Raw genomic sequence first — 23,236 nt, 5'->3', positions numbered from 1 at the left:
CGTGAACAGATGAGTTTCAAACCCCTGACGCTGATCAGCGCCCTGCTGCTGGCCGGTTGCAACGACGACCTGATGACCCTGCGCTTCGAGGACTCGGCCGGCTCGTCGGGCACCGGCCTGGACGCGCGCAAGCAGCAGATGATCGACGAGGCCCTGGTGCAACGCCAGATCGACCCGAAAAGCCTGCGCTGGCGGGTCGACCTCGAAGACCAACACCTGGTGTACGTGAGGGAACTGCAGCCGCTGAGCGAGGCGCAGCGCAAGGCGTTGCGCGAACCGTTCGACGAGATCCTGCAGGCACGCGCGGCGAACACGCTGCAGATCGAACTCACCCTGGACATCACCCCCGAGCAACGCCAGGCCCTGAGCGCGGCAGAGCGCCAGCGGATCGACGCGCTGCCGCAACCGCTGTTGATCCCGCTGGAGCTCAGCCCGACGGTGCTGACCATGGCGCTGATGCCCAGGGACGACGACAACGTGCCGCGGGACGTGACCGAACGCATCAACTCCAAGGTCACCTGCCAACTGCAGGCGCTGCCGGTAAAGCCGTTGCCGGAAGGCATCACCGGCCTGTGGCAGATGACGCTGGACACGGCCAATCAGGTCAGCGTCGAGCTGGGCGAAGCGCACTACCCGGCGCATTACCGGCTGACCGACGCCGGCCTGCAAGGCAGGATCGACAAAGGCGAACTGTGGCTCGTCGAGCCGAACTACCTGTCGGTGGACCCACTGGTGGTGATGCTGGGTTTTTCGGACCTGGGGCAACAGCGGCTGTACCGCAGTTTTCCGTTGCAACCCAATGCTTCGCAGCTGATCCATTCGTGCGAAAGCGCTGCCAATCACTTGCCACGCCCCCTGAGCTTTCGGGTCGGGGACGGCCTGGACCGGCTCGAATCGGTGACCTACAAGGAAGAAACCCAATGAACCTGGCCAGAACCCTGGCACTGTCGAGCGCGCTGCTGCTGGGCGGCTGCGGCGATGAAACATTCATGAGCGTGCGCTTTCAGACCGACGTCGGCACCGCCCGCTGGGGCCTGGACCCGATCAACCTGCAGATGATCGGCGAGGCCCTCGAACAGCGCCAGGTCGACCCCAAGCGCCTGCGTTTCGACGTGGATGCCGAGGACAAGCGCCTGGTGCATGTGGTGCTGCTGCAACCGCTGGATGAACAGCAGCAGGCCGCCTTGCGCGGGCTGTTCGAGGACATCGTGCAGGCGCGCAACGCTGTCACCTTCGCTATCGAAGTCACCCTGCAACCCACCGCCGCCGAGCGCCAGCGCCTGACCCCAAGCCAGCTGCACGCCCTGGAGGCGATGCCCGCCTCGTTCACCCTGCCCGCCGAACCGGGCGACGAAGTGAGCACGGTGGCCGCGATGCCGGAGCAATGGCCGGGCACCACGATGGATGTCAACGAACAGGTGCAGGCCGAGGTCAGTTGCCTGCTGTACATCAGCCCGCGCCAGTATTACCCGGGCATGACCGACGTCTACGCGGCCAAGGGCGATGACCCGCAGCGGGTGGTGCTGGAGTTTGCCGAAACAGGCGAAGCGGATGCCTTCAGCCTGTGGAAGGTGAGTGCCCGCTACCGCTTCAAGCAGGCCAGCCTGCAGCAGCAGGTCGACAAGGGTGAACTCGCGCTGCTGCCGGCTGACGAGCAGAACCGCAAGAGCCTGAGCATCGCGTTCAAGCTGGCGGACCTGGGCGAGCACGAGCTGATGCGTGCCTACCAGATCGACTATCGGGTCAAGGCCCTGAACAGCCAGTGCTACGCCGAGCAGATGAAGCTCGGGCGGCCGTATACGTTCTTCATGGGTGCGGGGCTGGATCGCGTGGAAGCGGTCACTTATCCACAGAAATGAGTTGGCCTCTTCGCCAGCAAGGCTGGCGAAGAGGCCCGTCGGCCTTACACCAGCTCGGCCCGGCGCAACTCGCTCTTCAGGTACGCATAGTAGATCGGCCCCGCGACCACGCCCGGCAAGCCGAACGCCGCCTCGAACACCAGCATCGCCAGCAGCAGCTCCCACGACTTGGCGCGAATCTGCCCGCCCACGATGCGCGCATTGAGAAAGTACTCGACCTTGTGGATCACGATCAGGTAGCCCAGCGCCGCCACCGCCACCCAGATCGACAGCGACAGGCCGACGATGGTGATCAGCGTGTTGGACATCAGGTTGCCGATCACCGGCAGCAGCCCCAGCAGGAAGGTCAGCACGATCAGCGTCTTGGTCAGCGGCAGGTGCACCCCGAACAGCGGCAGCACCACCGCCAGGAATACCCCGGTAAAGGCGGTGTTGAGCAGCGAGATCTTGATCTGCGCGAACACGATGTTGCGAAACGCCTGCACCAGCAGCGACAGGCGCTCGAACAAGGCCGCGGCCAGCGGTTTGCGCTGGGTCAGGTCGGGGATGCGCTGCAAGGCCACGATGGCGCCCAGGATCATGCCGATCAGCAAGGTCACGAACATGTGCGCCGCGCCCTTGCCCACCAGTTGCAGGTCGGCCAGGTGGGTGCGCAACCATTCGCCGATGGCCACCTTGAACTCCGCCGCACTGGCCGGCAGGTAGGCGTCGATGAACGGCGGCAACTGCCCGCGCGCCTGGTCCACCAGCAGCATGAACTTGTCCAGCGACGCGCCGGGATTCTCCGCCTCGTGCAGCAGAAAGCTGATGGCCCCGGCAAACAGCAGGCTCAGCACGCTCACGATCAGCGTGCCCAGCAACGCCACCGCTACCCAGCGCGCACGCTGCCCGGCAATCAGGTGCTGCAGCTTGGGCGTGAGCATGTTGACCAGCTCGAACACCAGCAGGCCGGCCAGCAGGCTGGGCAGCAGCTTGAGCGGCAGCGCCAGCAGCAACCCGGTGAACACGATGAGCCAACTCGCCAGGACGATCTGGCGCTGGGTAAATGTCATACAACCTCGGAGGCAGAAAGACCACAAAGACGGCAGTCTGCCAGCCTTCTACGAGCAGGCATAGGGGCACGCGGGGCGCGGCGCGCTGGCGTTGCCAGGGCAATCTTTCTATGATGCCCGCCCTCACGGAATGACCGCGCGCCCATGCGCAATCGCAGGAGCGCGCATGCGCGAAAAAGATATCCTCGAAATACTGGTGCCGATTCTCTGCGTGCTGATTGTCTGGCGCATCACGCCGATCTTCTGGACGTTCTTCATGACCTGGCTCAACCGCGTCAGGTACCTGCGCCGCGCCACCCCGATACGCCAGCTGAACGACGGCGAGCGCGAGGCCCTGGCGTTTCTCGGCGGCCCGGCCTACATGCTGCGCAAGCTGGTCGGCACCACCGACCTGCCCTGGAAGAAACTGGCCCACGTCACCGGCAAGCGCGCCGCGGTGTACCGCCTGCAAGGCCCGCTGGACACCTGGGGCTACTCGCTGCAGCACTTCGGCGAAACACACCACCGCATCCAGGGCATCGCGGTGCACATGCCGCTGGAGGACATCGAGGAAAAGACCGACCCGCACAACGAGGTGGAGGTGATGTTCAGCCGGGGCGTGGCCATCATTCTTAGCGTCAATGGTCGGCCCACCCTCATCGAAACCCTGCGCCTGTGGCAGCCTCGCCTGCTGCCGCTGCAGGAACACGCCGACACGGCCAAGGAACCCCATGCGTAAGGTACTGCTGTGCGCGCTCGCGCTGTTGCTCGCAGGCTGTGACAAGGACTTTCTGGTGCTGCACTTCCAGGCGCCGGTGGGCGACCTGTACTACAGCCGGGACGTGCATTACAGCTACCGCGAATCGATCTTCGCGCTGCTGGCCGCGCACCACATCCCCACCGACAGCCTGGTGATGGAGATGGACGAGTACAACGACAAGGTGGTGCACCTGCGCCTGACGGACGACTCACTGAGCCCACAGCAGCTGGACGAGATTCGCGAGGTGTTCGAAGCCATCATCCCGGCACGCAATGCGGTGACCCTGAACATGAAGCTGCGTTTCGACGCCGACCAGGCCCAGGGGCTGACCGGCCAGCGCCAGGGCACCGGCGCGCCGCCGCGTCACTTCGACACCACCGTGCTGACCCCGCAGAACCTGCACATTGCCCTTGGCCAGGGCATCGGTACCCCGCCGCACAGCAACCCCTACCTCAAGGTGCTGCCGCAGGCCGATGACCAGATGCTCTGCACCCTGGAGGCCGGCATGACTCCGACACTGCCGTTCTACATGCTCGCCACCGGGCCAGGCGAGCTCGGCTCGGGCCGTCAGGGCCTGCTGCACGTGCGCAACCGCGACTTCCAGGCTGCCCAGGTGCCAGTGCACCTGCAGTTCGAAGACGCGGCGCTGCGCCGACTGGTCGATAACGGCACCCTGCAGGTGGCGTTCAGCACCCGCAACTGGCTCGACTACCTGAACCCCGACAACATTCACCTGCACTTCGTGATCGGCCCGCCACTGGTATCGGCGCCGATGGCCGAGATGACCCATGCGCGTGACCGGGAACTGCACACCGAGTGCAACCAGCGCATGGACGCACTGGGGCGGCCGTTCTCGTTCTTCTTTGGCGAGGGCGTGGACCGGCTGGTGTATGTGGGCCTGCCGGCACGCGACTGAGCCTCAGCAGGGGCTCATTTCTTCTTCAGGCAGGTACTCATGAACGCCTTGCGCTCGTCGCCCTTGAGCGCCTGGGTGGTGGCGTCGGCATTGCAGGTCTTCATCTTCTCCTGCTGGGTCGCGGGCTCGGCCTTTTTCAGGCAGGTGCTCATGAACGCCTTGCGCGCGTCACCCTTGAGCGCCTGGGAGGTGGCGTCGGCATTGCAGGTCTTCATCTTCTCCTGCTGTGCGGTGGCGGCGAACCCCTGCGAACACATCAGGACGCCAAGCAGCAGCAACGGCACACGCAACATTTTCATGGGGCATTCTCCTGGTCGCCACGCCATCCGCGCAGCCTCGACACCAGTGTAGACAAGAATTTTTACAAACCCCTGTCAGCCGCGGCGCGCCTGGCGTCGGTACTGCTCCGGGGTGCACTGGGCCTGGCGCTGGAACATCGCGATAAAAGCCGATGGGCTGCCGTAGCCCAGGTCGAAGGCGATCTGCTGGATGCTCTGCTCGCCCTCCAGGGCCTCGATGGCCCGCAGAAACCGCAGGCGCTGGCGCCATTCGCCAAAGCTGATACCCAGCTCGCGGATGAACTGGCGGGCCAGGGTGCGCTCGCTCACATGCACGCTGGCGGCCCAGTCGCCCAGCGGACGGTTGTCCCCAGGGTTGCGTTGCAGGGCCTGCAGCACGCTGCGCAGGCCCGGGCCCTGGGCATACGGCAGGTAGCCGGTGTGCACCGGCGCGCAGTGCAACTGGTCCACCAGCACCTGGGCCAGGCGCTGGTCGGCATCGGTGCGCGGTACCTTGACGTCGCGCCGGGCAAAATCGCCGAGGATGGCCTTGAGGATGTCGCTGATCACCAGGCTGCACGGCTGCGCAGGCAGGCTCTGGCTCAGCTCGCGGGTGATGTACACCGAGCGGTACACCACGGCCTGGGGGTTGTAGCAACCATGCTCGGTGTCCGGCGGCACCCATACCGCGTAGTTGGGCGGCGAGAAGAAGCGCCGACCGTCGATCTCCAGCTGCATCACCCCGTGGGCGGTGTAGTTGAGCTGGCCCCAGGCGTGACGGTGCGCGGCGCTGTGGGTGTCGGCGCCGAACTCGTCATAGCGGAAGTACACCGGTGCCGGTAGCGCGTCCAGCTGCGGGATGTCGAGGTATTTGCGTGCCATGCTGTCGGTCGAATGCTGTCTGGATCAATGGGCGGGTTGTCTGGATCGCAGTATAAACATCCAGACAGACAGGCGGATAATGACCGCCGTCATCTTCAAAGAGTCCCTGTTGCATGAATTATGCGTTCCCCCTGCTGGCCATTCTGATCTGGGCCGGCAACACCGTGGTCAACAAGCTGGCCGTCGGCGCCATCTTCCCTGCCGAGATCGGCTTCTACCGCTGGGTGCTCGCCGGCCTGCTGCTCAGCCCGTTCCTGCTGCGGGCAGTGCTGCGCAACCGCGCGGCGATCCGCCCGCACCTGGGCAAGATCGTCATCCTCGGGGTGCTGGGCATGGCGGTGTACCAGAGCCTGGCGTACTTTGCCGCCGCTATCACCAGCGCCACCAACATGGGCATCATCCTGTCGCTGATGCCGCTGATGTCGCTGGCCCTGGCCATCGCCACCCTGGGCCAGCGCCTGAGCGCCGGCGCGCTGCTGGGTGCACTGGTGTCGTTCGCCGGGGTGCTGGTGGTGGTGTCCGGCGGCGACCCGGCCGCGCTGCTGGCCCACGGCCTGAACCTGGGAGACGCGATGATGCTGATCGCCACCCTGGCCTATGCGGTGTACAGCACCCTGCTGAAAAAGTGGCAACTGCGCCTGCCGCCGCTGCAACTGCTGTACCTGCAGGTGCTGGTGGCGATCGTGGTGCTGTTGCCGCTGTACCTGTTCTCGCCCAAGGCCGGGCTGAGCGTGGACAACATCGGCCTGGTGCTCTATGCCTGCGTGCTGGCCTCGATCGTGGCGCCACTGGTGTGGATGCAGGCGGTGGTGCGCCTGGGGCCCAGCCGCACCACGCTGTTCTTCAACCTGCTGCCGGCGCTGACCGCGGTGATCGCGGCACTGGTGCTCGACGAACGCCTGGCGCCGTATCACCTGGTGGGCGGCGTGCTGACCCTGGCCGGGGTGATTCTGGCCGAACGCTGGACCACCCCGCTGCGCCGCCTCAAAGCCCCGCCGCCTTCAGACGCGCCGCGTGCTCGGTAAACAGCCGTACCGGGTCGGCGCCCTTGCCCACCGCGCCGAGTGACTGGTTGACGATATCCAGGTGATCCAGCGGGTAGTCGTCGCCGATCACCTGGCCCAGGTGCGAGCTGAACCGCCCGACCATGCCGTCGCACTGGCCCGGTTCACGCACGAAGGTGCGCGCGAACAGGCGGCAGAAGCGGTTGCTGCCATCGAAGCGGTTGCGCCCGCTGTCGGTGATGCCCGGCTGCAAGGTGCCCGACCATGAGTAGTAGCGCACCCCGTCGACCTCCGCGGGCCCCTCGCCACCCCAGGTCATCGGCAGGCCCTGTGGATAACGCTGGTTGAACAGGGCCACGCCCTCGAACGTCAGCGACTGGTGCGAGGCGTGCACGTCGATGGGCAGGCCTGCCCCGCGCCAGCCGGTTTCCAGCCAGCCCATCAGCCGTGCCAGCCCGTGCAGCACCAGTTTGAGAAGGCGCCCGCGGACGGAATCGCCGGGGTAGTGCCTGTCCAGGTAGTCGGCCAGTTCGGAGCCGTGGTTGGGGCCCGCGATGGAGGTGACCGAGGCCACCCATTCCGGGCGCCTGGCCGCCGCATAACGGGCGGTCAGCGCACCCTGGCTGTGGCCCAGCAGGTGAACCTTGTCGGCGCCGGTGCGGCGGCGCAGGTCGTCGATGATGCGCAGCAGCTGTTCACCGCGCACCTCGTTGCCGTGGACCGGCGAGACCTGCACCGGGAACACCGTGGCCCCGCCCCGGCGCAGGGCCGCGACAATGCCGAACCAGTACGGGTACAGCACCAGGCGCACGAAGCCGAGCATGCCCGGCACCAGTACCAGTGGATAACGCGTTGCAAGCGCTTGCGACATGGCGGCCCCTCCCGATCCGTGGCAGTGCGCACCACCCTACAGGCACAACAATGGCAACTGCAATCGAACTCCCGGCGTGCGCTGCGGTTCCAACCCTTATCAGGCCATGACGGCCTTCACAAGGGAGCGAGACCATGTACAAGCACGCCCTGGCAGCCCTGCTGGCAAGCGCCACCCTGGTAGGCTGCGGCAGCAACCGCCCTGAAAACCCTGTGGACTACGTGACCTACCGCGAACAGCCGCTGGTCAAGCAGGTGGGCAACGGCATGACCATGCAGCAGGTGATCGCCATCGGCGGCAGCCCTTCCTCCGTCATCGACCTGCCCCACGGCGGCACATGCAACAACTACGTGCTAAACCATGAAGGCAAGCAACAGGCTTACTACGTGCGTTTCGATGCCACCGGGCATGTGGATGCCAAGGGCTTCAAGACGTGCGAGCAACGCCAGAAGGACGAACAGGCCCTTCCCGGCGCGTAAAACTTTTAGCGCGCCAATCAATCACACACTGTGCACCCGACGCGCCGTCAGAGCGTGAAACCCCGTTTTCAGCTTGGAGAACATGATGAGCAACGTTGAACTGACCGATGTACAAACCCTGCGCCACCGCGCCCGCCAGCACGTGGAAGACGGTGCGGTGACCGAAGGCTACACCGCCGACCGCGAAAAGATCCTGCGCCTGCTGAACGAGTCGCTGGCCACCGAGTGGGTGTGCGTACTGCGCTACAAACGCCACTACTTCATGGCCGAGGGGATCAAGGCCAACGTGGCCGCCGAAGAGTTCCTGGAGCACGCCAACCAGGAGATGGAGCACGCCGACAAGCTGGCCGAGCGCATCGTGCAGCTGGGCGGCGAACCGGACTTCAACCCCGACAACCTGAGCAAGAACTCCCACGCGCAGTACGTGGCAGGCAAGACCCTCAAGGAAATGGTGCTCGAAGACCTGGTCGCCGAGCGCATCGCCATCGACAGCTACCGCGAGATCATCCAGTACATCGGTGACAGCGACCCGACCACCCGGCGCATCTTCGAAGACATCCTGGCCCAGGAGGAAGAGCACGCGGACGATATGGCGGATCTGCTCAAAGGGCTGTAAACCGCAGCGACTTCATCGCGGGTCAAGCCCGCTCCCACAGGGTCCGTGGTGATCCTTGTGGGAGCGGGCTTGACCCGCGATGCGTTTAGTCAGCCTTGACGGTCTTGGGCGCCTTGCCCGAACGCATCTGCTCCAGCAATGGCGTGCACTGGTTCTCGTCCCCGCCGCTGGGCGCCACCAGCGCCAGCAACGCCGCCGCCGGCGCTACCGCCACCCCCAACGCCACCATCCCGGCCCCGCGCAACGCCAGCGGAATCGCCTGCACGCCCGCACTCGGCTTGGCAAACGGCCCGCGCACGTACAACGGCGAGCGCAGCGAGAACAGGCGCAGGCCCTTGGACTCGGGGTTGATCTTCAGGTCCAGTTGCTCGGTGGCGAAGTTGGCCGTGCCATCGATGTAGATGATCGCGTTCTCGGTGTCGAACACGAACAGGCGCGTACTGGCCAGGCCGTCCTTGATGCCGAAGTCCGCCGCCGCGCAGTTGATCTTCACCTCGTTGTCGCCAAACAGCTTGCCCACCACGTAGTTGCCCACGTTGAGCCCGGCGATCTCCATCAGGCCACGGCTGATCGCGCCATCGTTGATCAGCAGCCGCAGGTCGCCATTGGAGGTGCCCAGCAAGGCCGCCACCGAGTTGCCGCGGCCACTGATGTCGGCATCGCCATTGAGCGCACCGAAGCTGGTCTTCATCGGTTCGAAGGTGGGGAACAGCTGCTTGAGCTTGAAGTTGCGCGCACTCAGGCGCGCACGCCCCTGCATCGGCACCGCGCGGCCATCCAGGCGGATCTGTGCATCCAGCTTGCCGCCGGCCACGCCGAAACTCAGCGGCTCCAGGCGCAGCACGCCGTCATCGAGCACGAAGTGCGCGGCCAGGTCCTTGAAGGGCAGTTCTTCGCTGTGCACGATGCGCTTGCCGCTGAAGCTCACGTCGGCGTCCATGGTGCGCCAGCGCTCGGTGCGAAACTCCTCCACCGGCAGCACCTTGCCGGCCGGCTGCTTGCTCGCGCCACCACGGGCCTTCTGTTCGGCGTTGGAGTCGGCGCCGATCAGCGGGCCAAGATCCTTGAACAGCAGTTGGTTGGACACCAGCTTGCCGGTGAGCTTTGGCCGCGGCTGGCTGGCGACGAAAGCCATGTCGCCATGGATATCGCTGTCGCCGATCTTGCCGTTGAAGCCCTCGTAGCGGAACACCGCCCCGCCCGGCTCGTGCAGCTTGGCGATCAGGTGGCCGTCGGTGGAATAGGCCGGCGAGTCGGGCAGGGTCACGCCGGTCAGTGGGTACAGATTGCCCAGACTTGCGCCCGACAGGCGCAGGCGCAGGTCGAGCGCGCCAAGGTTGCGCGGGTCGGTCAGGGTGCCGGCCACTGCGACGCGCGTGTCGGCGATGCGCACGTCAGCCTGCAGCGGAAACGGCTGCGTGGCGTCCTGCAGTGCCAGCAGCCCGCCGATCTTGCCGCTGCCATTCAACGGCTGGCCCTTGTAGCGGCCGTCGACCTTGAAGCCGAAGGCGTAGTCCTGGGGCGCCGAACCCTGGCTCGCCGCCTTGTCGGCGCTGGCCTTGCCGACGATGTCGGTGAACGGGATGGGCTTGCCCAGCGGGTCGACCTGCACCTTCACCACGGTCTTGAGGGTCTGGTCGTCGAAGGCCACCTCGCCTTTGTCGAAGCCGATGGCGCCGATATCCAGCACCCATTTGGACGGCTCGGCGTTCTCGTCCTTGGGCCCGAAATCGAAGGTCCAGTTGGCGCGGCCATCGGCCAGGCGCTTGAGGCTGGCCACCGGCAGGGTCAGGTCGATACGCGGGATCACGATGCGCTGGGCCAGCAGCGGCAGCGGCGAGAGGCGAAACTCCACGCGCTGCAGGCCGACCATCTGCGGCGCCTTGAGCCACTCGGGGTTGCCCAGGGTCAGATCCTGGGCGATGAAGCGCGGCCATGGCACCCAGGCGCGCCAGCCGCCCTCGTCGCGATCGCGCTGCCAGCGCACGGCCAGGTCGCCATTGATCGCAAAGGGTCGGTGCAAGGCCTCGGAGACCTTTTCGTTGAGGGTGGGCTTGATGCGGTTCCAGTCGAAGGTGGCGATGACGATGATCAGGACCGCCAGCAACAACAGCACAGTGGCGAAGGTCCAGGTGAGAATTTTGGCAGGGCGCGTCATTGCACGAATCTCCTGATGACAGCATGGCGAACAGCCATGCCCGTTGAGGGCACTTAACACTTCCGACTATCAATGCCGTCGATTGTTACCATTATCTTTATGAACTTCTTTATCTGACCCCCAAGCGTAGCATTGGCGCCGTACCCACTTACCAGCCCTCCCAAGGAGCGCCAGATCATGAAACGCCCATTGCTGCTCAGTTTTGCCCTCAGCCTGCTGGCTGCCAACGCCTTCGCCGTACCCGCCACCGAACAGAACCTCTCGGCCGAAGCCCGCGACAGCGACAGCGTCATTGCACAGCCCCTCAAGACCCTGGCCGGAGGCGGTTCTGACCGCCTGATCGAGCGCAGCAACCGCGTTGCCGAAGGTGGTTCCGACCGCCTTGTCGAACGCAGCACTCGCATCGCCGAAGGCGGCTCGGACCGTCTGATCGAACGCAACAGCCGCGCGAGCTGAGCCCATGCGCCAGTGCCCGCGCCCACAGCCCGGTCCATCGACCGGGCTTTGTTTTTTGCGGCCCAGGCCCTAGAGTGCAGGGCTGTATGACTGTGAACCGATACTCGCCATGCTGCCGCGCGCCGAACAAAAGCTACAGACCCGACAGGCCCTGCTGGATGCCGCCCGCCACCTGATGGAGAGCGGCCGAGGCTTCGGCAGCATCAGCCTGCGCGAGGTAGCCAAGACCGCCGGCATCGTGCCCACCGGCTTCTACCGCCACTTCTGCGACCTGGACCAGCTGGGGCTGGCACTGGTCAACGAGGTGGACGAAACCTTCCGCCAGACCATCCGCCTGGTGCGCCACAACGAATTCGAACTGGGCGGCATCACCGATGCTTCGGTGCGCATCTTTCTCGATGTGGTGGCGGCCAACCGGGCGCAGTTCCTGTTCCTGGCCCGCGAGCAGTACGGTGGCTCGCAGCCGGTGCGCCAGGCCATCGCCAAGCTGCGCGAAGGGATCAGCTCGGACCTGGCGGCGGACCTCCAACGCATGCCGCGCTGGCGGCATCTGGACGACGCGGCCCTGGGGGTGATGGCCGACCTGGTGGTCAAGACCGTGTTCGCCACCCTGCCCGAACTGATCGACTCGCCGGCCGAGCCGGTACCGGGGCAGTTGAGCGCGCAGGCGAAGATCACCCAGCAGTTGCGCTTCATCTTTGTCGGGGCCAAGTACTGGCAAGGGCTCGGCGATCTGCGCTGAGCCCTTGGCTTGCCAGCGAAGGGGTGCTCAAGCCGAACCGCAATTCCTGCTACCATGCGCCACAAACGCCCACCGCGACGACGCCTCTCCATGCCCGACCTTCGTACCGCCCAGCCTGAACTCCCTGCCCTGCTCGACAGCGTCCAGCAGCACTTCGCCCAGCGCATCGTGCCGCTGTGGCAAGGCCCGGGCTGGAACGCGGACATGGCCCTGCCATTCGAAGCCCTCGACCCGCAGCACTGGCCCCTGCCGGTACAGCGCTACCGTGCCATGGCCTGCGCGCGCCAGCTGTACCTGTTCAGCAGCCGCATCGAGCAGCCTGGCGCCGCGGAACGTGCCGCCGCCCTGCTGCGCACCCTGCAACGCCACTTTCACGACGCCGAGCACGGTGGCTGGTTCTACAGCATCGACGCCCAGGGCAACCCGCTGGACCGCACCAAGGACCTCTACACCCACGCCTTCATCGTGTTCGCCTGCGCGCATTACTGGGGCAAGGTGAACGAAGCAATGGCCGAGTCGACCTTGAATGCAGCCCTTGAAGTGGTGCTGGAGCGCTTTGCCACCGAGCACGGCCTGTACGAGGCGAGCCTGGCCGAAGACTGGTCGACGCTGGGCAGCGGGCCGTTGCAGAACCCGCTGATGCACCTGGCCGAAGCCTTCCTCGCCACCCTGTCGGTGCGTCACGACGCGGTGGTACAGGACGCGCTGGTGAACCTCACCGAGGCCATGCAGGCGCACTTCATCGACCCGGCACATGGGGTGATGCTGGAGAAACCGCGCGGCGCTGTGGATAACTGGTTCGAACCCGGGCACCAGTTCGAGTGGTTCTATCTGCTCGAATCCTCACCGCTGCTGCGCGGCGGCGCGCTGCATGGCTCGTTGAGCCGCGCATTCGGCTATGCCGAGCAACAGGGGGTAAAGGACGGTGCGGTGCTGGCGATGCTCAATGTCGACGGCAGCGTGCGTGACGCCACCCAGCGCATCTGGGCCCAGGCCGAATACCTGCGTGCGTTGGCGCTGCGGCCCGACAGCGCGGGCAAGGTGCTGGCGCAACTGCAGGCATTGCAGCAGAACTTTCTGCATGACGGCGGCTGGCATGAATGCCGCGACGCCAGTGGCGCGGTGAGCCGGCACGATATGCCGTCGACCACGCCGTACCACCTGGCGACCTGCCTGGAAGGGTTGCAGCGCGCCCTCTGATGCCTTCGCCAGCAACGCTGGCTCCTACATGAGTTGCAGGAGCCGGCCTTGCCGGCGAAAGTGCACTCAGGCCTTCGAACGATCGATCGAGAACCCCGCCCACGCCTGGCTCACCGGCATCAGCTCGAGGCTGTTGATGTTGATGTGCGCCGGCTGGTTGAGAATCCAGAAGATGGTCTCGGCAATGTCCTGCGGCTGGATCGGCTCGGCACCGGCATAGGTGGCGTCGTAGCGCGCCTTGTCACCCCCGAAGCGCACCAGCGAGAACTCGCTCTCGCACAGCCCCGGCTCGATGTTGCTGACCCGCACGCCCGTGCCCTGCAGGTCGCAGCGCAGGCTCAGCGAGAACTGCCCGACGAACGCCTTGGTACCGCCATACACATGGCTGCCCGGGTATGGATAGTTGCCCGCCACCGACCCGACGTTGAGGATCGTCGCGCCACGCCCGTGGGCGATCAGGCGCGGCAGCAGCAGGCGGGTGCTGTACATCAGGCCCTTGATGTTGGTGTCGACCATGGTCTCCCAGTCGTCCAGGTCGCACTTGGGCGCCGGGTCGGCACCCAGGGCCAGGCCGGCGTTGTTGATCAGCCCGCGCAGCTTGGCAAAGGTCGGCGGCAAGCCTTCGATGGCCGCTTCCATGGCCTTGCGGTCACGCACATCGAGTACCAGGCCATGCACTTCGGTCTGCTTGGACAGCTCCGCACACAGCGCCTCCAGGCGCTCCTGGCGCCGACCGGTCAGCACCAGCGACCAGCCCGCCTCGGCGAAGCGACGTGCGCAGGCTTCGCCAAAACCGGAGGTGGCGCCCGTGATGAATACGGTGGAAGTCATGAAAAATCTCCTCGGGAAAACGTGCCCACGGGCAACTGATCGACAGGGCGTGCAGCATGCCCCGCCACCGCGCTGCGCAGCAAGCCGAAAATCAACTGTACAAAAAACGATCAAAACCCTGAAAGCCTTGCCCCGCAAGGCCCGGCGCGAGCTGTACGCACGTTATCCACAGGCCCTTCCACACAGACTGGGGGCAACTGCACAGGCTGCGGCCCACGGTTTGAGCGGGCTGCGGCCTGGCGTGGGAAGTATTTCGCTTGACCTGGCGGCCGCCCCTTGAACAACGCGACAGCCAGAGATGCAAAAGGATAACTGCAGTGATGGCCCGAGGCCTTTGATCTCGCTGCCTGCGCCAGTCTTTCCAGTGCTTGCCCACAGAGTTATCCACAGGCTGCACAGGTGAAATGAGGGGCAATTACCTCGCCATAAAAGCCTTGACAAATGCCCGCTGCAGCGTCAGAAAAACCGCTGCTCAAAAAACAACCACACCTCTGTAAGCCTTGTATTACATGGTCTTCAGCCATGTACTACCAAGTTACCCACAGTCGGTTCCACACGAATCGGGGACAACTTCAATGCCTTTGAAAACAAGTGCCTGGAGCGACGTTGTGTCGCGTTACCTGCACACCTTCAAATAACTTTTCCACAATCTGCCGCAAGGCCGATCTGCGGCCCGATCGCGGGTCAAGCCCGCTCCCACAAGGTTCACCGCTGCCCCTGTGGGAGCGGGCTCGACCCGCGATTGGGTCGTAATACGCACAAAAAAAACCCCGGCAAGCCGGGGTCTTCTTTAATGTTCGCCGTCAGTGCCCACCCAGATACGCGTTGCGCACCTCCTCGTTGACCAGCAGTTCCTGCCCGGTGCCGGTCATGCGGATCTGCCCGTTGACCATCACGTAGGCGCGGTCCGACAGCTTGAGCGCATGGTTGGCGTTCTGTTCCACCAGGAAGATGGTCATGCCGGTCTTGGCCAGCTCGCGCAAGGTCGAGAAGATCTGCTTGACCACGATCGGCGCCAGCCCCAGCGACGGTTCATCCAGCAACAGCAACTTGGGCCGGCTCATCAGCGCCCGGGCAATCGCCAGCATCTGCTGCTCGCCACCGGACATGGTCATCGCCCGCTGGTTGCGCCGTTCCTTGAGCCGCGGAAACAGCTCGAACATGCGCTGCATGTCCTCGCCGGCGAACTTGTCGCCAATCGGGATGGTGCCCATCATCAGGTTCTCTTCCACCGACATGTCCGGGAACACCCGGCGCCCCTCCGGCGACTGCGCAATGCCGTTGGAGGCGATGTAGTGGGACGACTTGTGGGTGATATCGGTGCCCCGGTAGAGGATCTGCCCCGACGCCGCGCGCGGCTGGCCGAAGATCGACATCAGCAGCGTGGACTTGCCCGCGCCGTTGGAGCCGATCAGGCTTACCGTCTCGCCTTCGTCGATGTGCATCGAGACCTTTTTCAGCGCCTGGATCGGGCCGTAGAACACGTCCAGGTCCTTCAGTTCGAGGATCGGTACGCTCATGCCAGCTCCTCTTCATCGGCGCCCAGGTAGGCCGCGATCACCGTCGGGTTGTTGCGGATCTCCTGCGGCGCGCCCTCGGCGATCACGTTGCCGTGGTCCAGCACCACGATATGGTCGGAAATGCTCATTACCATGCCCATGTCATGTTCGATCAGTACCACCGTCAGGTCATGCTCGTCGCGCAGCACGCGGATCATGCGGCTGAGCGCTTCGGTTTCCTGCGGGTTGAGGCCGGCGGCGGGTTCGTCCAGGCAGATGATCTGCGGGCGCGTGCACATGGCCCGGGCAATTTCCAGGCGGCGCTGCTGGCCATACGAGAGCTCGCCGGCCAGGCGGTTGGCGCAGTCCACCAGGTCGACCACCTCCAGCCAGTAGAAGGCATGGTCCAGGGCGTCGCTCTCGGCCTGACGGTAGGCCTTGGTGTTGAGCACCCCAGCCAGCAGGTTGCGGTTCACCCACATGTGCTGGGCCACCAGCAGGTTCTCCACCACCGACATTTCCTTGAACAGGCGAATGTTCTGGAAGGTACGCGCCAGCCCCGCCCGGTTGACCAGGTGGGTGCCGCCGAACATCTTGTAGTACAGGCGGCTGGCAAAGCTTCTGGGCGACACGAAGTCGGCCGCCTGGAAGCGTTCGCCCAGCAGCTGGATGACATTGGTGCGGGTGCCGCGCAGGTTCAGCTCGATCTTGCCGCCGCTGGCCTTGTAGAACCCGGTAAGGCAGTTGAACACGGTGGTCTTGCCCGCGCCGTTGGGGCCGATAAGCGCGAAGATGGCATTGCGCCGGACCTTCAGGCTCACGTCGCTGAGCGCCTTGATGCCGCCGAACTGCATCATCAGGTTGTCGACCGAAAGAATCACTTCGTCGCTCATGGCGCCACTCCTTTACGCGGGACCACACCGGTGCGGCTGATGCGGATCAGCCCACGCGGTCGCCAGATCATCATCAACACCATCAGCACGCCGAACAGCAGCACGCGGTACTCGGAGAAGCTGCGCAGCAGCTCCGGCGCCACGGTGAGCACGAAGGCGGCGATCACCACCCCGACCGTCGAGCCCATGCCGCCGAGCACCACGATGGCCAGGATCAGCGCCGACTCGAAGAAGGTGAACGAGGACGGGTTGACGAAGCCCTGGTAGCTGGCGAAGAACACCCCGGCCAGGCCTGCGGTGGACGCACCCAGGGTGAAAGCCGAGAGCTTGACCAGCACATGGTTCAGGCCCATCGAGCGGCAGGCGATCTCGTCCTCGCGCAGCGCTTCCCAGGCGCGCCCCACCGGCATGCGGGTGAGCCGGTGCTTGATGTACAGCACCGCCAGCACCACCAGGAACAGCACGATGTAGATGAACAGGAATTTCACGTTGGGGTTGTAGTCGATGCCGAAGAACTCGTGGAACGGTACCCCGCCGTCCTTGGCCCGGCGCCCGAATTCCAGGCCCATGAAGGTCGGCGACGGTACCGGCATGCCGTTGGGCCCGCCGGTGAAGGACAGCCAGTTGTTGAGCACCAGGCGGATGATCTCGCCAAAGCCCAGGGTCACGATGGCCAGGTAGTCCCCGTGCATCCTCAGCACCGGAAAGCCCAGTATGCAGCCGGCCAGTGCCGCGGCGATCGCCGCCAGCGGCAGCACCGTCCAGAAGCCCAGCCCCAGGTACTGGTAGCCCAGCGCCAGGCCATAGGCACCGATGGCGTAGAACGCCACGTAGCCCAGGTCGAGCAGCCCGGCCAGGCCCACCACGATGTTCAGCCCCAGGCCCAGCAGCACGTAGATCAGCCCGAGGATGACCACGGTAAGCAGGTACTTGTTGGCGAAGAACGGGAACACGATGGCAATCACGATCAGTGCCGGGATGATCCAGCGCAGGCGCGACTTGTAGTCCGGCGCCAGCACATGCACACCCGAGCCACTGCTCTCGAAGCCCTGCAGGATGGCCTGGCCCTTGCTGGTCTGCAGGAACAGGCTGAGCACGAAGCGTCCCAGCATCACCCCCGCCACCAGCCAGGCGACACGCGCGGGCTGCATGTTGAAGCTGTAGCCGTCGAGCACCACGCCGACGATGGGGCCGAACACGATCAGGGAAATCAGCCCGGCGAGAACCATATCGACCAGGCTGCGCTTGATATCGATGGAAGCGTTTTTGGCAGCAGACATACTTACACCTTGGCCACGAGTGGGCGACCCAGCAGGCCTTGGGGACGGAAGATCAGGATCAGTACCAGCAGCGAGAAGCTGAACACGTCCTTGTAGTCGGAGTTGATCAGCCCGGAGAACAGCGACTCGGAAATCCCCAGGATGATGCCCCCGAGCATCGCGCCCGGCAGCGAGCCGATACCGCCCAGCACCGCCGCGGTGAAGGCCTTGATGCCGATGATGAAGCCGGCATAGAAGTCGAAGGTGCCGTAGTTCATGGTGATCAGCACGCCGGCCAGCGCGGCCATCACCGCACCGATGACGAACACGTAGGAGATCACCCGGTCGGTGTTGATGCCCAGGATCGAGGCCATCTTGCGGTCCTGCTGGGTGGCCCGGCACATGCGCCCCAGCTTGGTGAACTTGATGATGTAGGTGAGCGCGGCCATGCCGACGAAGGCTGCCACCAGGATGAAGATCTTGGTGTAGGTCAGTTGCACGAAGCCGGTGCCCACTTCAAGGCGCCAGGCGCCTTCGAGCAGGGTCGGCACGCCCTGTTGGCGGGCGCCCTGGCTGATCTGCGCGTAGTTCTGCAGGATCAGCGAAATGCCGATGGCACTGATCAGCGGCGCCAGCCGGGTGGAGTTGCGCAGGGGTTTGTAGGCGATGCGTTCGATGGTCCAGCCATACACGCCGGTGACCACCACCGTGAAGATCAGCGTCCCGAGCATCAGCAGGGGAAAGGACTCGATACCGAAATACGCCAGCAATGCCAGGCTGATAGCCGCCAGGTAGGCGGAAATCATGTACACCTCGCCGTGCGCGAAGTTGATCATGCCGATGATGCCATAGACCATTGTGTAGCCGATGGCGATCAGACCATAGACCGACCCCAGGGTCAGACCATTGATCAGTTGCTGCAGGAAAATACCATCCATAACGCAATCTCACGTATTTGAGATTGCACAAGCGCCGACCACGTTGCACCGCCGTTGAGGCGGTACAAGCGGCGCCGGGTTGTGCAGATCTACGAGAAAAGACAGGTACGGCAAAAACCGGGGCGCGCCCCGGGCAGCGAGTGCCCGGGGTGCCGGCCGTTGTTATTTTTGTTTTTCCAGTTGGTGATACTTGCCGTCCTTGTCCCACTGGTAGACCACGTAGTCGGACACGGTCAGGTCACCCTTGGCGTCCCACTTCTTCTCGCCCATCACGGTCTGCACCGGGTTGGCCTTGAGCCACTTGGCAGCGTCTTCACCCTTGTTCGACTTGGAACCGTTGAACGCGGCGGCCAGGGCCTGGATCGAGGCGTAGGCGTACAGGGTGTAGCCTTCGGGCTCGGTACCGGCCTTGCGGAACTCGTCCACCACCGCCTTGCTGTCGGGCAGCAGGCGCGGGTCGGCGCCAAAGGTCATGTACACGCCATCGACGTACTGCTTGCCGCCGGCGGTCGACACCAGTTCGTCGGTGACGATGCCGTCGTCGGACATGAACTTGACGTCCTTGAGCCCCTGCTCGCGCAACTGGCGTACCAGCGGGCCGGCTTCGGGGTGCAGGCCGCCGAAGTAGACCACGTCGGCACCGGTGGAGCGGATCTTGGTGACCACGGCGCTGAAGTCCTTCTCGCCACGGGTCAGGCCCTCGTACAGCACCGGGGTGACGCCGCGCTTGGTCAACTGCGCCTTGGTGGCGTCGGCCAGGCCCTGGCCATAGGTGTCCTTGTCGTGCAGCACGGCAACCTTCTTGCCCTTGAGCACATCGACGATGTAGTCGCCGGCCACGATGCCCTGCTGATCGTCGCGCCCGCACATGCGGAACATGGCGCTCAGGCCACGTTCGGTGACCTGCGGGTTGGTCGAGCCGGGGGTGATGGCGATGACCCCGGCCTCGTCGTACACCTCCGACGCCGGGATGGTGTTGGACGAGCAGAAGTGCCCGACCACGCCGATGACCTTGTCCTGGTCGACCAGGCGGTTGGCCACGGCCACCGCCTGCTTGGGCTCGCAGGCATCGTCGCCCTTGACCAGCACGATCTTCTCGCCGTTGATGCCGCCCGCGGCATTGATCTTGTCGGTGGCCGCCTGCGCACCTTTCATGTATTGCTCGCCAAACGCCGCGTTGGCACCGGTCATCGGGCCCGCTACACCGATCTTGACGTCGGCCTGTACATACGAAGACACGCCCATCGCCGTGGCAACGGCGAGGGCCAGAAAGCCTTTCTTGTAAAACGTCTGCGACATGAGGTGGTGCTCCTGAGTTTTTTTGGTTGGCACTACAACGTTCAGCAATTGCGATGAGCAAGGGCCGTGCCATTGGATTTTTATTCTGTAAAAACTCGCGATCAGGTTCGGCAGGCGCCGCTTTCGCGCCTTTTCCACGGGCCGTGCAACCTCCTGCCCTGCACCTGGCGCCACCCACGAACCGCTTGAAGCGCAACCCTTGAGTGCCATCATTGCAACCCTGACCTGTGTTTACGTGCAACCAGCCTGTAACAAGATACGTAACCGAACTGCACATCCTTGGTGCGCATCTGCTACAGCGGGCACCATAAGAGGCTAGCTGGCCAATGCGAAAACCGCCGCTACCCATAGCCTGCTACCGAATTACCCCGTCGGCGCCGGCCTCAGCGGCAAAAAGACTGGCACAATGGGCTGCATTGGCGGCCCCGGATGGGCGCACGCCCGACCTGGAGTCCTTTATGAGCGAAAGTGCCTTCGCCAACCGCATCGTGCAGAGCCTGCTCGATACCGATTTCTACAAGCTGACGATGATGCAGGCGGTGCTGCACAACTACCCCAACGTGGATGTGGAGTGGGAGTTCCGCTGCCGCAACGGCGAAGACCTGCGCCCCTATCTGGCGCAGATCCGCGCACAGATCGAGCGCCTCAGCGAGCTGAGCATCAGTGCCGAGCAGTTGGGCTTCCTGGAGCAGATCAGCTTCATGAAGCCGGACTTCCTGCGCTTTCTGGGGCTGTTTCGCTTCAACCTGCGCTACCTGCACCTGGCCATCGAGCACGATGAACTGGTATTGCGCCTGCACGGTCCGTGGCTGCACGTGATCCTGTTCGAGGTGCCGCTGCTGGCGATCATCAGCGAGGTGCGCAACCAGCACCGTTATCCACAGATCAAGCTGGTGGATGCACGCGACCAGCTGTACCGCAAGTTCGACTGGCTGCGCGCCAACGCCAGCAGCGAGGAGCTGGCCGAACTGCAGGTGGCCGACTTCGGCACCCGCCGACGCTTCTCCTACAAGGTCCAGGAACAGGTGGTGAAGGTGCTGACGGCGGAGTTCCCGGCGCGCTTCGTGGGCACCAGCAACGTGCACCTGGCACGCAAACTGGATATCAAACCGCTGGGCACCATGGCCCACGAGTGGATCATGGCCCACCAGCAGCTCGGCCCGCGGCTGATCGACAGCCAGATCGCCGCCCTGGACTGCTGGGTGCGCGAGTACCGCGGGCTGTTGGGAATAGCACTGACCGACTGCATCACCATGGATGCATTCCTCGGCGACTTCGACCTGTACTTCGCCAAGCTCTTCGACGGCCTGCGCCATGACTCCGGCGATCCGGTGCAATGGGCAGAGAAGGCCATCGCGCATTACCGCAAGCTGGGGATCGACCCGATGACCAAGACGCTGGTGTTCTCGGACGGGCTGAACCTGACCAAGACCCTGGAGATATTCCGCGCCTTGCGCGGGCGCATCAATGTCAGCTTCGGCATCGGCACCAACCTCACCTGTGACATTCCCGGGGTGGCGCCGATGAGCATCGTACTTAAAATGACCGACTGCAACGGCCAGCCGGTGGCGAAGATTTCCGATGAAGCGGCCAAGACCCAATGCCGCGACGCCAACTTCGTCGCCTACCTGCGCCACGTATTCAAAGTGCCCAAGGAGTAACCCATGCAAGCCGTCCAGCGAGAGATTGCGCAGCAGCTCAAGGTTCAGCCGCCGTTCGCCGACGCGGCCGCGCTCGAGGCCGAGAAGGCCCGGCGCGTGGCCTTCATCCAGCAATGCCTGAAGAACGCCGGGCTCAAGACCCTGGTGCTGGGCATCAGCGGTGGTGTCGACTCGCTGACCGGCGCCCTGCTCGCCCAGCGCGCGATCAACGAGCTGCGCGAACAGACGGGCGATGTGCATTACCGCTTCATCGCCGTACGCCTGCCGTACCAGGTGCAGCATGACGAGCATGACGCCCAGGCGTGCATCGATTTCATCCAGCCTGACGAATGCCATACGGTGAACATCGCGCCGGCGGTGCAGGCGCTGGCGGCCGAGGTCGAGGCGCTCAGGGACGGCAAGCCGGCGCTGGTGGATTTCGTGGTGGGCAACACCAAGGCGCGCATGCGCATGGTGGCGCAGTACACCATTGCCGGGGCACGTGGCGGGCTGGTGATCGGCACGGATCACGCGGCCGAGGCGGTGATGGGGTTCTTTACCAAGTTCGGTGACGGGGCCTGCGACCTGGCGCCGTTGAGCGGGCTGGTGAAACATCAGGTGCGCGACATCGCACGCAGCTTTGGCGCGCCGGAATCACTGGTGGAGAAGGTGCCGACCGCCGACCTGGAAGACCTGGCGCCGGGCAAGCCGGACGAGGCATCGCATGGGGTGACCTATGCGCAGATCGATGCGTTTCTGCACGGCGAGGCAGTGAGCGAGGAAGCGTTCGAGATCATCAGGCGCACGTACGAGAAGACGCATCACAAGCGCGAGATGCCATTCGCCCCGTAAAAGCATCGCGGGTCAAGCCCGCTCCCACAGGTACATCACTGCCTTCAAGACCAGTGTTGTACCTGTGGGAGCGGGCTTGACCCGCGATTGGCAACGCCGCGTTACTTCAGGGTAACAGTGCCTTTCATCATCGAGATGTGGCCAGGGAACGAGCAGAAGAAGCCGTACTTCTCGTCAGCCTTGAGCTTGGAAACATCGAAGGTCACCGAGTCCTTCTCACCAGCACCGATCACCTTGGTGTGGGCGATCACGCGGTCATCACCTTCCTTCAGGTAATCCTTGTCGATACCGGCGCTCAGGCCGTCGGTGGCGATTGGCTGCATGTCAGCTTCTTTGCTGATCACCAGGTTGTGGCCCATGACGTTCTTCGGCAGGTTGCCCGAGTGGGTCAATTCGACGGTGAAAGTCTTGCAGCTCTTGTCGATCTCAATGGCCTTGGTGTTGAAGGACATCTGGTCGGTGGAATCGACCGTGACCTTGCAATCGGCAGCGAAGACCTGGGCACTGGCGAGGGTCAGCAGGGATACCGCAACAGCTTTGGCAAACATCGTGAATCTCCTTGGCAGGGGTTTTTTATCCGTTTCTATACTGCTCCAGAGCGTCCCCCACCGGCCTGATATGAGTCAAGGGGCAGGTTAGGCGCGCTGGTAGTAAATTTTCGCTATGGATTGTATACACAAAATCCGCGGGACCATCATGCGCCATTCAGGGACGATGAGACAACCTCTCAATTAGGAGTACAGGACATGTCCCTTGGTAGTCTGATGCGCAGC

Annotated in this window: 23 protein-coding genes and 1 pseudogene; 12 read left to right on the top strand and 12 right to left on the bottom strand. The window is 64.2% G+C overall.

Features of this window, described 5'->3' with window-relative positions; all coding sequences use genetic code 11:
• Positions 1 to 9 precede the first annotated feature (9 nt).
• Positions 10 to 924, top strand: coding sequence for a hypothetical protein (locus B4I46_RS04160; RefSeq protein ID WP_286898741.1), 915 nt, complete (start codon positions 10 to 12; stop codon positions 922 to 924).
• Complete coding sequence (locus tag B4I46_RS04155; RefSeq protein WP_286898740.1) at positions 921 to 1,859, top strand: hypothetical protein; 939 nt, start codon at positions 921 to 923, stop codon at positions 1,857 to 1,859. Before B4I46_RS04160 ends, B4I46_RS04155 begins: the two co-directional genes overlap by 4 nt.
• A gap of 44 nt (positions 1,860 to 1,903) precedes the next feature.
• On the opposite strand, the gene B4I46_RS04150 is transcribed toward B4I46_RS04155, so the two are convergent.
• A complete protein-coding gene (locus B4I46_RS04150; protein WP_054916161.1) occupies positions 1,904 to 2,911 on the bottom strand; it encodes an AI-2E family transporter in 1,008 nt (335 codons plus the stop codon).
• Positions 2,912 to 3,077: 166 nt separating this feature from the next.
• Here B4I46_RS04150 and B4I46_RS04145 point away from each other — a divergent pair, with 166 nt between their 5' ends.
• Together B4I46_RS04145 and B4I46_RS04140 are read left to right on the top strand one after the other, a co-directional pair.
• Entirely contained in the window at positions 3,078 to 3,629 is a 552-nt protein-coding gene (locus B4I46_RS04145; protein WP_116052605.1) for a hypothetical protein, read from the top strand.
• The gene (locus B4I46_RS04140) at positions 3,622 to 4,566 is read left to right on the top strand and encodes a hypothetical protein (protein WP_286898738.1); all 945 of its coding nucleotides are present in this window, start codon (positions 3,622 to 3,624) and stop codon (positions 4,564 to 4,566) included. Before B4I46_RS04145 ends, B4I46_RS04140 begins: the two co-directional genes overlap by 8 nt.
• Before the next feature lie 14 nt (positions 4,567 to 4,580).
• On the opposite strand, the gene B4I46_RS04135 is transcribed toward B4I46_RS04140, so the two are convergent.
• Together B4I46_RS04135 and B4I46_RS04130 are read right to left on the bottom strand one after the other, a co-directional pair.
• Complete coding sequence (locus tag B4I46_RS04135) at positions 4,581 to 4,865, bottom strand: PsiF family protein (protein WP_043863501.1); 285 nt, start codon at positions 4,863 to 4,865, stop codon at positions 4,581 to 4,583.
• 75 nt (positions 4,866 to 4,940) lie between these two features.
• Positions 4,941 to 5,726, bottom strand: a complete 786-nt coding sequence (locus B4I46_RS04130; RefSeq protein WP_043863502.1) for an AraC family transcriptional regulator — start codon at positions 5,724 to 5,726, stop codon at positions 4,941 to 4,943.
• 113 nt (positions 5,727 to 5,839) lie between these two features.
• Here B4I46_RS04130 and B4I46_RS04125 point away from each other — a divergent pair, with 113 nt between their 5' ends.
• The gene (locus B4I46_RS04125; protein ID WP_043863503.1) at positions 5,840 to 6,751 is read left to right on the top strand and encodes a DMT family transporter; all 912 of its coding nucleotides are present in this window, start codon (positions 5,840 to 5,842) and stop codon (positions 6,749 to 6,751) included.
• On the opposite strand, the gene B4I46_RS04120 is transcribed toward B4I46_RS04125, so the two are convergent.
• Positions 6,711 to 7,601, bottom strand: coding sequence for an esterase/lipase family protein (locus B4I46_RS04120; RefSeq protein ID WP_286898737.1), 891 nt, complete (start codon positions 7,599 to 7,601; stop codon positions 6,711 to 6,713). The two genes, B4I46_RS04125 and B4I46_RS04120, sit on opposite strands and share 41 nt — an antisense overlap.
• Before the next feature lie 134 nt (positions 7,602 to 7,735).
• Here B4I46_RS04120 and osmE point away from each other — a divergent pair, with 134 nt between their 5' ends.
• On the top strand, positions 7,736 to 8,080 hold the full coding sequence (gene osmE / locus B4I46_RS04115) for an osmotically-inducible lipoprotein OsmE (protein ID WP_043863505.1): 345 nt from the start codon (positions 7,736 to 7,738) through the stop codon (positions 8,078 to 8,080).
• Positions 8,081 to 8,165: 85 nt separating this feature from the next.
• Positions 8,166 to 8,696 (top strand): ferritin-like domain-containing protein, encoded by a 531-nt coding sequence (locus tag B4I46_RS04110; RefSeq protein ID WP_043863506.1) that lies wholly within the window; start codon positions 8,166 to 8,168, stop codon positions 8,694 to 8,696.
• 85 nt (positions 8,697 to 8,781) lie between these two features.
• On the opposite strand, the gene B4I46_RS04105 is transcribed toward B4I46_RS04110, so the two are convergent.
• Positions 8,782 to 10,854 carry an AsmA family protein gene (locus B4I46_RS04105; protein WP_286898736.1) on the bottom strand — a complete coding sequence of 691 codons (2,073 nt, stop codon included), beginning with the start codon at positions 10,852 to 10,854 and terminating at the stop codon, positions 8,782 to 8,784.
• Positions 10,855 to 11,031: 177 nt separating this feature from the next.
• Between B4I46_RS04105 and B4I46_RS04100 the strand changes: the two are divergent.
• The 3 genes and pseudogenes from B4I46_RS04100 to B4I46_RS04090 all read left to right on the top strand — a co-directional run.
• Positions 11,032 to 11,307, top strand: a pseudogene (locus B4I46_RS04100) (phage infection protein); the annotation flags it as partial.
• Positions 11,308 to 11,419: 112 nt separating this feature from the next.
• Positions 11,420 to 12,052, top strand: a complete 633-nt coding sequence (locus B4I46_RS04095; protein ID WP_058541583.1) for a TetR family transcriptional regulator — start codon at positions 11,420 to 11,422, stop codon at positions 12,050 to 12,052.
• A 90-nt stretch (positions 12,053 to 12,142) separates the two neighbouring features.
• Complete coding sequence (locus B4I46_RS04090; protein ID WP_286898735.1) at positions 12,143 to 13,252, top strand: AGE family epimerase/isomerase; 1,110 nt, start codon at positions 12,143 to 12,145, stop codon at positions 13,250 to 13,252.
• Between the two features lie 66 nt (positions 13,253 to 13,318).
• Here B4I46_RS04090 and B4I46_RS04085 read toward each other — a convergent pair whose 3' ends face one another.
• The 6 genes from B4I46_RS04085 to B4I46_RS04060 form a co-directional block, all read right to left on the bottom strand.
• The gene (locus B4I46_RS04085) at positions 13,319 to 14,083 is read right to left on the bottom strand and encodes an SDR family oxidoreductase (RefSeq protein WP_043863510.1); all 765 of its coding nucleotides are present in this window, start codon (positions 14,081 to 14,083) and stop codon (positions 13,319 to 13,321) included.
• Positions 14,084 to 14,886: 803 nt separating this feature from the next.
• The gene (locus B4I46_RS04080) at positions 14,887 to 15,603 is read right to left on the bottom strand and encodes an ABC transporter ATP-binding protein (RefSeq protein WP_043863511.1); all 717 of its coding nucleotides are present in this window, start codon (positions 15,601 to 15,603) and stop codon (positions 14,887 to 14,889) included.
• The gene (locus B4I46_RS04075) at positions 15,600 to 16,475 is read right to left on the bottom strand and encodes an ATP-binding cassette domain-containing protein (RefSeq protein ID WP_054916169.1); all 876 of its coding nucleotides are present in this window, start codon (positions 16,473 to 16,475) and stop codon (positions 15,600 to 15,602) included. Before B4I46_RS04075 ends, B4I46_RS04080 begins: the two co-directional genes overlap by 4 nt.
• Positions 16,472 to 17,755, bottom strand: coding sequence for a high-affinity branched-chain amino acid ABC transporter permease LivM (livM, locus tag B4I46_RS04070; RefSeq protein WP_043863512.1), 1,284 nt, complete (start codon positions 17,753 to 17,755; stop codon positions 16,472 to 16,474). The genes B4I46_RS04075 and livM overlap by 4 nt, the downstream gene beginning before the upstream one ends.
• A gap of 2 nt (positions 17,756 to 17,757) precedes the next feature.
• Complete coding sequence (locus B4I46_RS04065; protein WP_043863513.1) at positions 17,758 to 18,672, bottom strand: ABC transporter permease subunit; 915 nt, start codon at positions 18,670 to 18,672, stop codon at positions 17,758 to 17,760.
• A gap of 162 nt (positions 18,673 to 18,834) precedes the next feature.
• The gene (locus B4I46_RS04060; protein WP_043863514.1) at positions 18,835 to 19,971 is read right to left on the bottom strand and encodes a branched-chain amino acid ABC transporter substrate-binding protein; all 1,137 of its coding nucleotides are present in this window, start codon (positions 19,969 to 19,971) and stop codon (positions 18,835 to 18,837) included.
• 458 nt (positions 19,972 to 20,429) lie between these two features.
• Here B4I46_RS04060 and pncB point away from each other — a divergent pair, with 458 nt between their 5' ends.
• Both pncB and nadE read left to right on the top strand, forming a co-directional pair.
• Positions 20,430 to 21,632 carry a nicotinate phosphoribosyltransferase gene (gene pncB, locus B4I46_RS04055; protein WP_043863515.1) on the top strand — a complete coding sequence of 401 codons (1,203 nt, stop codon included), beginning with the start codon at positions 20,430 to 20,432 and terminating at the stop codon, positions 21,630 to 21,632.
• Between the two features lie 3 nt (positions 21,633 to 21,635).
• Positions 21,636 to 22,463: an ammonia-dependent NAD(+) synthetase gene (gene nadE, locus B4I46_RS04050; protein WP_043863516.1), complete on the top strand. Its 828-nt coding sequence runs from the start codon at positions 21,636 to 21,638 to the stop codon at positions 22,461 to 22,463.
• 101 nt (positions 22,464 to 22,564) lie between these two features.
• On the opposite strand, the gene azu is transcribed toward nadE, so the two are convergent.
• Positions 22,565 to 23,011 (bottom strand): azurin, encoded by a 447-nt coding sequence (gene azu, locus B4I46_RS04045; RefSeq protein WP_043863517.1) that lies wholly within the window; start codon positions 23,009 to 23,011, stop codon positions 22,565 to 22,567.
• Positions 23,012 to 23,236 lie beyond the last annotated feature (225 nt).

It is taken from the genome of Pseudomonas sp. UBA7500, from assembly GCF_002478435.1.
GTDB lineage: Bacteria > Pseudomonadota > Gammaproteobacteria > Pseudomonadales > Pseudomonadaceae > Aquipseudomonas > Aquipseudomonas palmensis.
This window is presented reverse-complemented; position numbering and strand designations above follow the sequence as displayed.